Source organism: Burkholderia sp. Z1, from assembly GCF_014893795.1.
In the GTDB taxonomy this organism is placed as follows: domain Bacteria; phylum Pseudomonadota; class Gammaproteobacteria; order Burkholderiales; family Burkholderiaceae; genus Burkholderia; species Burkholderia theae.
In genome coordinates, this window is the sequence record NZ_JACFYL010000002.1 from 2,910,905 (window position 1) to 2,923,461 (window position 12,557).

At 65.2% G+C, this 12,557-nt stretch carries 12 protein-coding genes; 5 read left to right on the top strand and 7 right to left on the bottom strand.

Translation table 11 applies throughout. The features are described 5' to 3' along the window. The first annotated feature begins 79 nt into the window (after nucleotides 1-79). Complete coding sequence (locus tag H3H55_RS29950; RefSeq protein ID WP_193101345.1) at nucleotides 80-1,261, top strand: serine hydrolase domain-containing protein; 1,182 nt, start codon at nucleotides 80-82, stop codon at nucleotides 1,259-1,261. Between the two features lie 94 nt (nucleotides 1,262-1,355). On the opposite strand, the gene H3H55_RS29955 is transcribed toward H3H55_RS29950, so the two are convergent. The 4 genes from H3H55_RS29955 to H3H55_RS29970 all read right to left on the bottom strand — a co-directional run bounded on the left by H3H55_RS29955 (nucleotide 1,356) and on the right by H3H55_RS29970 (nucleotide 6,105). Next, nucleotides 1,356-2,528, bottom strand: a complete 1,173-nt coding sequence (locus H3H55_RS29955; protein ID WP_193101346.1) for an NAD(P)/FAD-dependent oxidoreductase — start codon at nucleotides 2,526-2,528, stop codon at nucleotides 1,356-1,358. Nucleotides 2,529-2,720: 192 nt separating this feature from the next. Further along, nucleotides 2,721-3,872: a branched-chain amino acid ABC transporter substrate-binding protein gene (locus H3H55_RS29960; RefSeq protein WP_129516501.1), complete on the bottom strand. Its 1,152-nt coding sequence runs from the start codon at nucleotides 3,870-3,872 to the stop codon at nucleotides 2,721-2,723. 368 nt (nucleotides 3,873-4,240) lie between these two features. Next, nucleotides 4,241-4,432 (bottom strand): CsbD family protein, encoded by a 192-nt coding sequence (locus H3H55_RS29965; RefSeq protein WP_193101347.1) that lies wholly within the window; start codon nucleotides 4,430-4,432, stop codon nucleotides 4,241-4,243. Between the two features lie 140 nt (nucleotides 4,433-4,572). Next, nucleotides 4,573-6,105, bottom strand: a complete 1,533-nt coding sequence (locus H3H55_RS29970) for a helix-turn-helix transcriptional regulator (RefSeq protein WP_193101348.1) — start codon at nucleotides 6,103-6,105, stop codon at nucleotides 4,573-4,575. A gap of 368 nt (nucleotides 6,106-6,473) precedes the next feature. Here H3H55_RS29970 and H3H55_RS29975 point away from each other — a divergent pair, with 368 nt between their 5' ends. From H3H55_RS29975 to H3H55_RS29985, 3 genes are read left to right on the top strand one after another with little or no spacing between them, the layout of a single operon-like run. Continuing rightward, nucleotides 6,474-6,638, top strand: coding sequence for a hypothetical protein (locus H3H55_RS29975; RefSeq protein ID WP_193101349.1), 165 nt, complete (start codon nucleotides 6,474-6,476; stop codon nucleotides 6,636-6,638). A gap of 57 nt (nucleotides 6,639-6,695) precedes the next feature. After that, nucleotides 6,696-7,046: a BON domain-containing protein gene (locus H3H55_RS29980; protein ID WP_129516498.1), complete on the top strand. Its 351-nt coding sequence runs from the start codon at nucleotides 6,696-6,698 to the stop codon at nucleotides 7,044-7,046. Nucleotides 7,047-7,098: 52 nt separating this feature from the next. After that, a complete protein-coding gene (locus tag H3H55_RS29985) occupies nucleotides 7,099-7,296 on the top strand; it encodes a CsbD family protein (RefSeq protein ID WP_048251752.1) in 198 nt (65 codons plus the stop codon). A 369-nt stretch (nucleotides 7,297-7,665) separates the two neighbouring features. On the opposite strand, the gene H3H55_RS29990 is transcribed toward H3H55_RS29985, so the two are convergent. Beyond that, the gene (locus H3H55_RS29990) at nucleotides 7,666-8,694 is read right to left on the bottom strand and encodes a DUF1338 domain-containing protein (protein ID WP_193101350.1); all 1,029 of its coding nucleotides are present in this window, start codon (nucleotides 8,692-8,694) and stop codon (nucleotides 7,666-7,668) included. Nucleotides 8,695-8,919: 225 nt separating this feature from the next. On the opposite strand from H3H55_RS29990, the gene H3H55_RS29995 reads away from it, so the two are divergent. After that, nucleotides 8,920-9,867, top strand: coding sequence for a LysR family transcriptional regulator (locus tag H3H55_RS29995; RefSeq protein WP_129516496.1), 948 nt, complete (start codon nucleotides 8,920-8,922; stop codon nucleotides 9,865-9,867). A gap of 466 nt (nucleotides 9,868-10,333) precedes the next feature. On the opposite strand, the gene H3H55_RS30000 is transcribed toward H3H55_RS29995, so the two are convergent. Further along, the gene (locus H3H55_RS30000; RefSeq protein WP_193101351.1) at nucleotides 10,334-12,094 is read right to left on the bottom strand and encodes a ShlB/FhaC/HecB family hemolysin secretion/activation protein; all 1,761 of its coding nucleotides are present in this window, start codon (nucleotides 12,092-12,094) and stop codon (nucleotides 10,334-10,336) included. A 29-nt stretch (nucleotides 12,095-12,123) separates the two neighbouring features. After that, complete coding sequence (locus H3H55_RS30005) at nucleotides 12,124-12,534, bottom strand: Imm6 family immunity protein (protein WP_193101352.1); 411 nt, start codon at nucleotides 12,532-12,534, stop codon at nucleotides 12,124-12,126. Nucleotides 12,535-12,557 lie beyond the last annotated feature (23 nt).

Here is a 12,557-nt window from a genome sequence, read left to right on the forward strand (position 1 = left end):
GGCCGATGGATGGGTGTCGTGGCACATCCGACGAATGCCACCTAATATGACGACCAGCCCCCTCACGACGGAGTGCTTGATGATCCCCTCCCCAGCATCGTCACAACAGTCTCCTGCCGATCCGGCGCTCGCCGGGCGCGTCGACGCGGTACTGTCCCGTCAACTCGACACGCAACGCCTGGTCGGCGCGGTCGTCCTCGTCGCACAGCACGGCGAACTCGTCTATCGCCGCGCGGCCGGGTTCGCGGATCGCGAATCGCGCACGCCGATGCGCGAAGACACCCTGTTCAGACTCGCATCGGTGACGAAACCGATCGTGTCGACGGCCGCGATGGCGCTCGTGGCACAGCACAAGCTGTCGCTCGACGACGACGTCACCCGCTGGCTGCCCGATTTCCGTCCGGCCCTGCCGGACGGCCGCGTGCCGGCGATCACGGTGCGCCAGCTGCTCACGCATACCGCCGGCCTCGACTATCGTTACCACGAACCCAACGCGAATGGCCCCTATGCGCGCGCGGGCGTGTCCGACGGGATGGACGGCGCATCGATCACGCTCGCCGAAAATCTGCGCCGGATCGCAAGCGTGCCGCTGCTGTTCGCGCCCGGCACCCACTGGAACTATTCGCTGTCGATCGACGTCATCGGCGCGCTGATCGAAGCCGTCTGCGGCGTGCCGCTCGCGGACGCGATCGATGCGCTCGTGCTCCGCCCGCTCGGTGCGCGCGAAACGGCTTTCGTCGCACGCGATCCCGCACGGCTCGCTACGCCCTACGTCAACAACACGCCGCAGCCGCACCGGCTCGCCGAGAACGAAGCCGTGCCCATCGACGAAGGGACCGTCGGCGTCACGTACTCGCCGTCGCGCGCACTCAATGCGCAGGCGTTCGCATCGGGCGGTGCGGGGATGGTCGGTACGGCCGGCGACGTGCTGACTGTGCTGGACACGCTGCGCGCGGGTGGCGGCGCCATCCTGCCGGTCGACCTGGTCGACGAGATGGGCCGCGTACAGACCGGCGACTTCGAATTGGCCGACCTGCCCGGCGCGGGCTTCGGGATCGGGTTTTCGGTGTTGCACGACCCGCAGGCGGCAGCGTCGCCAGAATCCGTCGGCACATGGCGCTGGGGCGGTGTCTACGGTCATTCGTGGTTCGTCGATCGTGCACGCGGGCTGACCGTCGTGTCGCTGTCGAACACGCTCTACGAAGGGATGAACGGCCAGTACACGCTCGATCTGCGCGATGCCGTCTACGGCGTCGGATAACGCGCGAAACGAAAAAAGGCCCGACACAGTCGGGCCAATGGGTTTGAGACACAAGGAGAATCCCGCCCACCCCATACCGGGCGGTTACGCCGCGCTACACGACGTTCTTTTCGACGATCGGCCGGTTTTCCAGCACACGCGCCCAGCCGAGCGACGACAGGTCGAGCGTTTCATAACGCCCGCCCAGAATCAGTTCACTGACACCACGTCCGGTCGCGGGCCCTTGCTGCAACCCGTGCCCGCTGTAACCATTCGCGAACACGACGTTGTCGAGCGCCGGGTGATAACCGATGATCGCGTTGTGGTCGAACACATTGTACTCGTAGTACCCGGACCAGCAGTTCTCCACGCGCAGCGCCTCGAACTCGGGCACGCGATTCGCGAGCGTCGGCCAGATCACCTCGTCGAACAGGTCATGGTCGACTTCGTCGAGCGGCAGGTCGTCCGGGTCGCGGTCCGGGCTCGGCGACGTGCCGCAGATGTACGTGCGCCCTTCCGGCCGGAAATACACGCCGGTCGGGTCGATCAGCAGCGGGCAATCGGTGAGCTTCGCCGGCGACGACACGTTGAAGATGCTGCGGCGCCGCGCATGGACGGGAATATCGATGCCCATCATCGACGACAGCGTGCGCGTCCATGCACCGGCCGCGTTGACCAGCGTGTCGCACGCGTAGCGCTCGCCGTCGCCCGTCACGACATGCGTGATCTTCCGTCCGTCGCGCACCACCGACTTCACATCCGCCGGCACATACCGCACGCCCAGCGACTGCGCTTTCTTGCGCAGCGCCTGCACGAGCCCGTAGCCGTCGAACCAGCCTTCGCCGCTCACGCCATACGCGCCCGACACGAGATCGTCGACGTTCAGCCAAGGAAACTTCGCGCGCAGCGCATCGCAATCCATCAAGCGGATATCCGCGCCGAGGCGGGTCTGCAGCGCATGATTCTCGCGCAGCGTCGCGTCGCCCGCCGGCGTCGCGAGGAACAGGTAACCGCCCTCGTGCAGATCGATCGACGGCCGGTTGCCGTCCACTTCGAGCCGTTCGCCGATCGTGCGCAGGAAGTCGATGCCGAACAGCGACATCTCGATCGACAGCGGCGTCGAGAACTGCTGGCGAATCGATGCGGCCGACAGCGCCGACGACGATCTTGCATAGGTGGGGTCGCGCTCGATGACGGTCACGGATACCGTGGGATCGGTGGCGCGCAGGAAATAGGCGATCGAGCTGCCGATCACACCACCGCCGACGATGACGACTTGAGAACTCACGACTGACTCCAGTTGCACATGAAAGGCGCGGCCAGTCGGCCACGCCCGAAGGTTGTTCGTGCCGCGTCTCGCGCGGCGCCGCGCGGGCAGACTCCCCGGCCAATGCCTCCGGCGTGCGCCGCGATCGCAACCGATCGCTCAGGGTATTTCAGCACGTCCGGCATCACCGCGAAAGCCTGCTCGCGCTCGGGTTCAGTCCGCCGATTTCGTCGTGACGGGCTGCCACGCGGCGTTCTTCACTTCATACAGCGTCGAGCTCGGGTTCTTCAGGTCGCCCGTGTTCGTGAACGCGATCGTGCCCGTGATGCCGTCGTAGCGCGTGCCCTTCAGCGCGCCGTTGAAATCGGCCGGCTTCGTCGAGTTCGCCTTCTGCATCGCGTTGATCGCGATCCACGTCGCGTCGTATGCGAACGGCGCATACGCGAGCATGTCGACACCGTACTTCTGCTTGAATTTCGTTTCGAACAGCTTGCCCTTCGCGAGGCGCGACAGCGGCTGCCCGTATTCCCACACGGCCGCGCCTTCCGCCGCATTGCCGGCCAGCTTGATGAAGTTCGCGTTCATCACGCCGCCGCCCGCGAGGAACTGCGCGCGGATGCCGAGCTGGCGCATGCGCTTCACGAGCATCGCGGCCTGTGCGTCGAGCCCGCCGAAGAACACGAGATCGGCATTCGTGCTCTTGATCTTCGTGAGCTGCGCGCTGAAGTCGACGGCCTTGTCGTTCGTGAATTCGCGCGCGACGATCGTGCCGCCGTTCGCCTTCACGGCCTTCTCGAACTCGTCGGCTTCGCCCTGGCCGAACGCGGTGCGGTCGTCGATGATCGCGATGCGCTTCGCCTTGGTCACGCTCGCCGCATAAGCGCCTGCGTTGCCGGCGTTCTGCGTGTCGGTCGCGATCACGCGGTACACGGTGCCGAGCCCGGCGCGCGTGATGTCGGGATTGGTCGCCGACGGCGTGATCATCGGAATGCCGGCCTTCGCGTAGATCTTCGATGCGGGCAGCGTCGTGCCCGAATTGAAATGGCCGATCACGACGGCCACCTGCGCATCGGCGAGCTGCTGCGCGGCCTGCACGCCGGTGCGCGGATCGCTCTGGTCGTCCTGCGACGCGACGACGAACTTCACGGGCTTGCCGCCCACCGTCGTATGCGCGGCGTTCGCTTCGTCGACGGCCATCCGCACGCCGTTCTCGATGTCCTTGCCGTACGCGGCGCCGCCGCCCGTCAGCGGGCCGGCCACGCCGACCTTGACGACCGTCTCCTGCGCATGGGCCGCGCCCGTCTGGAACGCGAGGAGCGCGGCGGTCAATGCGACGCCGGAAAGCGAACGAATACGGAACGTCATGGCAGTCCTTCTTCTGTGAGTCGGGATGCAACGCGCGACTGCCGCGCGTCGGCGACCTCCCGCACGCCGGTGATTGCGTTCGCCGCCGGGGCGCCGTTCAATGCGCCCGACCCGCCGGCCGATCACCGCGGTTCCGTCTCCGAAGAACCTTACGCCGCGAAAGAGGTGAATGGATTGTGAGTAGCCAATACCGGTGCAGCAAACGAAATATCGGAACTATGTAGTGAGGATTTGTCATCAAGTTCCACGTGCCCGAACGGCACACGGCCCGCGCGACGGCGGGCCGTGAATTGAAGACATTAGTGGGGTGTCGCGCTGGCGCCCGCCGATCAAGGCCGGCCATGGTCATGCCGATGGCGCATCATCGATCAGTGCCGATCCGTGCGCGCAGGCTTGCGCACCGCATCGGCCGCCTCGCCGGCCTCCTCCTGGATCTTGCCGGCCTGCTGTTCGGCGACGCCGTCCGCTTCCGTCTTGCGGTCGCCCGTCACCTTGCCGAGCGCTTCCTTGAGCGATCCCTTGACCTGCTTCAGCTTGCCTTCGATGCGATTCCTGTCCATGGTCGTCTCCTGCGATGGTGGGAGAGAGCCGGCGGCGTGACGGCCCGCGCCGCGCCGCCGAGTGGACAGGTTCGCAGGCCTGCGCCGCGCGCGGCAGATGCGAATGCACCGGCACGCATGGTGCATTCGTACCGACGGCGTCAGTCCTTGCCCTTCGCGCCGCCCTTCTCGCCGCGCGCGCCGTTCGCTTCGGCCGCGCCGACGATCCCGCGCTCGCGCGCCCACACGATCGCCTCGCCGCGGCTGTGCACGTCGAGCTTCGCGTAGATCGTCGCGACGTGATTGCGCACGGTGTTCGGCGCGAGCCCGAGGCGGCCGGCGATTTCCTTGTCCGCGAGGCCGTGGCACAGCAGGTCGAACACGTCGCGCTCGCGCGCGGTCAGGTCCGACAGTTGCGCGCCCGCGTCCGGCGCATTCGCGCGCCGCACGTTCGCGAGCTTCTCGATCAGCGTGCGGCTGAACCACGACGCATCCTGCATCGCGGTCTCGATCGCGTAGACGAGTTCCATCTCGGTGCGCTTGCGATCGCTGATGTCGAGCAGCGCGACGAGCAGGCAGTCGCGCCCGTGAATCGCGACCGGGTCGGCCGACACCACGCAATCGCGCACGTCGCCGTCGCGCGTGCGGATCTGCACGTCGGCGTTGCGCACGTTGCCGTCGCGCGCGAGCCGAGCCTCGATGCGCGGCCACGCGCCGCGTTCGGCCCACAGCCCGATCTCGTCCGCGGATTTGCCGAGCAGGTCGTCCTGCGCATGGCCCGTCATTGCGGCGAACGCGCCGTTGACGTCGAGCAGTTCGAAACGGTCGGCCGTGACGATCGCGGTCGCGACCGGCGCCATCCGGAACGCCGTCGCGAACCGCTCCTCGCTCTGCCGCAGCGCGCGCTCGGCCTGCTTGCGCGGTTCGAGATCCATGAACGTGAACAGCATGCAGGCCTCGTCGTTCATGTCGATCGGCTGCCCGGCGACGACCACCGCCTTCGTGCTGCCGTCCGCGCGCTTCAGCACGGCCTCCATCTGCGGGATCGTCGCGCGTTCGCCGAGCCGCTCGATCGCGAGCTCGCGCCGTTCGGCCTGTTCGAGCACGTCGACCTCGTACACCGAACGGCCGAGCACGTCGTCGCGCGCGTGGCCGGTCATGTCGAGAAAGCCCTGGTTGACCTTCACGTAGCGCAGATCGTCGAGCCGGCAGATCACGGCCGGCGCCGGGTTCGCGTTGAAGGTGCGCTCGAAGCGCTCCTCGGCGCTCGCCCATTCGGTCGCGTCGTGCAGCACCAGTGCGAGGCAATCGGGCTCGCCGGCCGCGTTCGTCAGCACGAGGCTGCGGATCCGGTGAACCCAGCTCACGGTTTCGTCGGCGGCCGATTCGACTTCGACCGTCACGTCGCTGAACGCCTCGCCGGCGATCACGCGATCCATCGGATAGTGGCCTTCGCGCACCGGGTGGTTGTTCCGGTAGCGCAGCCGGAAACGCTCGCGATATTCGGTGACGGTCGCGCCGAGCGCCTTCAGCTCGGTCACGCCATGCATCGCGAGCGCGGCCTCGTTCGCCCAGACGATCCGCTGGTCTGGCTCGACCAGGATCACGCCCTCGGTGAGCCCCGCGATGATCTGGTGCAGCTGGCGCCGGTCGGTATGCGACTTGAGCGCCTGTTCGTTCACTTGTTCGTTCATCGAATCGTTCCACGTGATCGGTATGGCCACGGCCGCGTCGCCTCTTCGTCGACGCGCGCCGGACGGCGCGTGTGGCGATGATCGCTTGCCGCGCATGGGCGCAACAGGCGCGAATGCACTATCCGCCATAGTACATTCGCACGGCATACCGCCGCCGTGCGGTACCCCGCCGATCCGGCAAGCATCCGTCGCGCACGCATTTCCCCGCACCGCCGGCGACACGTACCCACCCGCCCCTTTTCCGCCCCCCGTGCAAACGCACTAGCCGATCCGGTGAATTTGCGCGATGTCCGCCTGCGTTCGCCCCGGTACGCTGGTCCTGCATCGGCGCTCATGCGCTGCCTTCCGAACCGCAGAGGAGAAGCACGATGAAACTTCATCAGACACCCGATCCGACGCGGCCCGAACCGCATCCGGACAGTCCGCCCGAACCGCCGCCCGGCACGGACCCGCCGGTTCCGCTGCCGCCCGACTTTCCGCGCCCGGACATCCCGCCGCGCGAACCCGGCTACGACACGCCGATCGTCCGGTAACGGACCACGCGGTTCGCATTCACCCATTCAACACGTCAACCGACGGAGAACCCGACCATGAACAAGACCCAGCCCCTTTCGACGCTGCTCGCCGTCAGCGCGGCCTTCCTGCTGAGTGCCGCACCGCTCGCGAACGCGGTTGCGCAGGACGCGTCGGCCGACAACGGCATGAAGGCCGAATCGAGCCAGCCCGTCACCGACACGTGGATCACGACCAAGGTGAAGAGCCAGCTGGCCGCCACCGACGGCGTGAAGAGTTTCGACATCGGCGTGAAGACGGTCGACGGCACCGTCACGCTGACGGGCGTGCTGCCGTCGAAGATCGCCGTGAAGAAGGCGATCGCCGTGTCACGCGCGGTCAAGGGCGTGAAGCACGTCGACGCATCCGGCCTGAAGGCGAAGGCCTGACCTCCCGCGCGGCGGACGCCGCGCCGTTATCCCATTCCGACAGGAGCACACGATGAACGAAGACAAGATCAAGGGCCAGTGGAAGCAGCTCACCGGCAAGCTGAAGGCCAAGTGGGGCAAGCTGACCGACGACGATCTCGCGGTCGCGGAAGGCAATCGCGACTATCTGGCCGGCAAGATCCAGGAGCGTTACGGGATCGCCCGCGATGCGGCCGAGAAGCAGTTGAAGGAATTCGATCGCGAGCTGTAACGCGACCGGTAGCCTCACCCCGCCGCGGCGCCGTCGGCGTCGCGGCCACCAGGACGACGACATGGGCAAATATCTGATCGCCTGGCTGCTCGGCGTGCCGGCCGGGCTGCTGGTGCTGTTTTACCTGATTACGCACATCTTCTGACGGCGCGCCGCCCGGCGCGCTCCGTCTGCCTCTGCAAACTCCCCACTCACCCGACCACGCGATCGACGGCAACAGGGCGATCCACCGCCGCTTCGGATCGATCGGCCGCGCGCGTTCCGTCACATCGCGGCCGCCCAACGCAAATCGGGCAGGACGCATACGCGCCCTGCCCGATCGGCTCATCGCTTCGGCAGCGAGGCGCGACGCACCCCGCTTCACGTCCGTTATTTCGCCGCGTTCGCCGTCATCTTGAAGATGCCCTGCGCGTTGCCCGCATCGAAACGCAGGTCGGTCACCCAGCGGCGCGCCGCCTGGTCGAACGTGCGCTTGCGCGTGATGAACTCGTAGAACGAACCCGGCACGTTGCGCTTCACCGTGCCGCCGTCGCGCGTGCGGAATTCGCGCTCGACGGTATCCGCGCGATAGGCGGTCTGGAACACGCGGCCCGAGCGCGAGCGCTCGACTTCCGGCTTCATCGGCCGGCCCTTCGCCTTCTCGTCGTCGGACAGCTTGAACACGTCGGTCACGCGGTCGGTCGCGTGGTTGAACGCATTGCCTTCGGTCGAGATCCACGCCATCTCCGCCGATTCCAGCAGCAGCGTTTCATAGTCGAGCTCGTTCGGCAGGTCGTGCTGGCGCGCGAATGCGCCGACGATCTCCGGCAGCAACGCGTGCGCCGCGTCGAGCGACAGCCAGCCTTCGCGCTCGACTTCCCACAGCAGCGCGACGGCTGCCGGCGACAGCGGATCGCGCGACGAACTGACGACGTTCGTCACGGCCTGCTGGAATTCCTTCGAGAAACGCTCCGGATGCAGTTCGCTGACGAAGAACTGCGCGATCTCGTCCGGTGCGTCTTCATGCGCATACGCGCGGCCAGTCATGCCGAGCTTGTCGAGCGGGTAACGGCCGTTCAGGCGGAAGCCGAGCGGACGCAGGATGCGCGTGAACGCGGCTTCGCCCGGCGGCAGCGCGCCCGTGTGCGGCCAGCGCACCGTGCGCAGCGCGCCGTGATCGAAGTAGACCGAGCCGCCGCTTTCGATCGCGTCGGCCGTGTATGCGCGACCGTTCGCCGAACGTTCGAGCAGCCCTTCGAACAGCGCCATGTTCATCGCCTGCGCGATTTCCGCGCGCGTCACGACGCCGTCTTCCCATTCTTCGAGGATGGCCGGCATGTTCAGGGTCGAGAACAGGGCGTCGGTCTTCGCCTGTCCCAGCAGCTTCGTCAGCAAGCTCTCGATATTCGGATTGCGCATCAGGATTCTCGTCTCGGGGGACCGCCGGCAAACGTGCCGGCAACTCGTTGGCCGGCCGCCCCACGGGCGCCTGACCTTGCGTGGGGAGCATTATTCAAAGGGTTGCAGCCGGGCGTAAAGCGAGATTAAATTGACACGTGATGAGTTTTTGGAATTATTGGCCGTCCCTGACCCTGCTCCTCGGCCCGCGCCGGAAGGGTCTGTTCATCAGACAAATCGAGCATCATGCGCAAATTCAAGATCCCCAACATGGGCGCGCTCGTGGCTTTCGAAGCCGCCGCGCGCCACGAGAGCTTCACGCACGCGGCCAAGGAGCTGTTCCTGACCGAAAGCGCGGTATCGCGCCAGATCGCGACGCTCGAGGCGAGCCTCGGCGTGCGGCTGTTCGCGCGCGTAAAGCAGCGCGTCGTGCTGACCCGCGCCGGCAAGCTGTACGGCACCCAGGTGCGGCGCGCGCTGGAAACGCTCGACCGCGACACGCTGTCGATCATCGCGCACGGCAGCGGCGGCGGTTATCTGGAGCTTGCGGTACTGCCGACGTTCGCATCGCACTGGCTGATCCCGCGCATCAAGAGCTTCTACGACCGCACGCCGGACGTGCGCGTGAACATGGGCAGCCGCACCGACCTGTTCTCGTTCGAGGACACGCACTTCGAAGCCGCGATCCACTACGGCAAGCCGACTTGGCCCGGCACGTCGTCCGACTACCTGTTCGGCGAGGAAGTCGTGCCGATCTGCTCGCCCGCGCTGCTCGACGGGCCGGTCGAGCGCGTGGAGGATCTGCTGGCGTACCCGCTGCTGCACTCGACGACGCGCCCCGGCGCGTGGGCGCAGTGGTTCGAGGCGCACGGCGTCGAGGACATCCGCACGATGCAGGGCGTGCGCTACGAGCTGCATACGATGCTGATCAGCGCGGCCGCGGCCGGGCTCGGAATCGCGCTCGTGCCGAAGTTCTTCGTCGAGGAACAGTTGCAGCAGCTCGGCCTGATCGTGCCGTGCGACGCGGCGACGGTCGGCGATTCGGCGTACTACCTCGTGTATCCGACGGAGCTCAGCCACAGCAAGCCGCTGGAGCTGTTTCGCGGCTGGCTGCTCGAGCAGGCTAGCGCGTATGCGGCGCCGGAGGGCGATGTGGAAGGCGCGGACGCGGAGGACGACGAGGACGTTGAATAGCAAAATTGGGACGGCATCGTGCCGTCTCCAATCCCATCGATAGCACGATCGCTGCTCATGCGCCGTGACCGGGTAGCTCAAAGTCGATGCTTATTGCGTCGCCGCATCGCAAAGATTCCGTGTCGGCGAGCTTGTGGAAATGACCTTCACCAACAACGCGCGGCCCGTTGCCTTTTGCCTCGGGCAAACCGTTTCAAGGTCGCGAATCACGATTGTTGCTCGTCCTTTGAGCTGACACGCCCCATCGGACGGTGCATGGGGAAGCCGCAGGTAACGCAGCGCATCGTGCTGATTCGAAAAAACGATCAGGCCGGCACGCTGCGAGTGGTCCGGCAGCCGGCCAGCTGATGTGCTGTCTTCTACAAACCATACTTCGAGCTCTGATCCAGCGCCTTGTCGCCTGCGCTGCAGTCATTTCGCTGCGTTCCGCGTTTGGCCCGCGCCCCCTCTCGCATCCCGCTATCCGTCAAAACTGAGCCGTCAACTGAAATCCAACCGTGACGCGCGCAGTCGGGAACCCCGAAGGCTTGTACACGGGCGTGCCGGCGAACAAATCGTACCCATAGGCTCCCAACCGCGTTGCGACGCTCCCCTTCACGCCAATCACTGCACCGGCCAACTGCGTTCCGACCAACACGATCGGCTGCGGCCCCCATACACGGCCGTAGTCCAGTCCAGCATAAATCGCCTGCCCGGTCTGCCCGATAGGCATTTGCAGTTCGTTGCGCCAGTACAGGCCACGCGCCGCCGCCAACATCGTTTCACCGTCGAAGCCGCGCACCGTGTATCGGCTGCCAATGGTCAGGTCATCGATGTAGTACAGCGTGTTCCCCGTGTATTGACCATGAACGCTCGCCACGTAACGGAACGGCTGCTTTGCAATCGCGAACGGCACCGACAGATTCGCGTCCAGCACCGCCATTCTGTAGCGGTAGGTTGGGCCGCCACCTGCCGCAAGTATGTCGTCCCGCGCGCCGAGTCCGCCGACGCCCTGACGATAGGCGAGCGCGCCGTCGAACTGTGCCCCGTCGAAGTAGTGACGATCGGTCAGGCCAAGTTCGATAACCGTGTTGTTGCGGCGCTGCTGCGTGATTTCCGTATCTTCGATAAAGCTTTCGCCAAAACGACGCGACAGGCGGACGTACCCGCCGAACACATCGTTCTGACTGCGCAACAGCACGCGCGCCAGTTTGAAATCTAGCGTCTTTGAATTGCCGCTCGCGACGAACGTCTGGTTCACGCCGGCAATCTGTTGATAGTAGGTGTTCGTGTACGCCGCAATCGTGGCGGTCCAGTAGCCCCACGGAATCGAATAGAAGCCATTCCAGCCGTGTGACCCAAGACGCTTGTCGCCAAATTCGAGGTCCTGACTAACGCCAACGTTAAACACGTCGTTCAAGCCGAGCGGGTTATCGATGCCGATCGAAAGATTGCCCTGCAGTCTGCCCGTTGCCCGCGTGCCTGAATTGTCGATCGATGCGACGACGGTCCACGGCTTGCCGCGCTTCACGTCCAGCACCACATCGCTTTCGCCCGGCTGGTCGGCGGGGACGATTTGCATCGACACGTCCTGACTGGTGACGCGCTTCATTTGCTCCAGACCTTGCTCAAGGTCGCGCAGGTTCAGCACTTCGCCGTCGCCGGTCGGGAACGCGGTCTTCCAGGTGCCGCGCAATTTCTCGTCGGCGAAACGGACGTGCCGAATTACGCCAGGAATCAAAGCAAGCTTCAGCGTACCGGTCGCCAAATCCTGCTCCGGCAGCAACACGCGCGTCGTGATGTAACCGCGCGCCAAGATTTCCCGAGACAACGCCTTGACGATCGTATCGACGCCTTGCTTACCGACACACTGGCCCGCGTAGTGGCCGAGCCATTCGCGTGCGAAGGCGAAGCGATCCATCGGCAGTGCGGAAGCACCGGCCGACTTCACGGCATCGGGCAATGAATCCGGTACGTCGAGCGCGAAGCGGTCGATACGGAAACACGGCTGTTCGCTCGGCAACGGCGGATAGGTTTCAGCACGCGGCACGTCCGACCGCACGGAAGGGGCGCGCAACGCCGCGTCACGTTGCTGCGCGTCGCGTTGCTGCTGTGCCTGCCGGTCCTGTTCCGCGTTAGCGCGTGCGGCGGCGGCCCGATCTTCGGGCGTGGGGGCCTGCTGTGCGTGAACCCCGAGCGATAGCAAGACTGTGATCGGAAAGGCAGCCAACCCCGGATATATTTTCATTATCGATCGAGTGTCGCGTTGCGTTCTATTTAATTAAATTCAGACAATCCATACGGCGCACCGTATTCGGCAATCGATTCCAAAACGTTCGAGTCGGCCTCGGAAATTATCTCTGACATATATTTCGATTTCCCCGAGTTGACATATGCAAGATGTGCGACATGACCAATTACCATAGCAATAAATACGAGCGCATTCAGACCGGCGGGGTTGCCGCAAAATATGGACTCCTGCATCCACGGATTCTCAGTCTCATCTGCATCAAGGTAGAACGCCAAGCTTTCCGGGGTGATGGGCTTGCCATCCAACCAATCTTTACATGCAATCAAGGCGCGTTCGCACACTTTAAAACTCTTCGGATGCGATGCCTTGATCGTCTCGTTAGCGCGGCTTGCCATCGCAAGCAGTGAAAGAACTCGATTCTCCCACGGCATAGCCATCAGCTTATTTGCAATATCAGTTA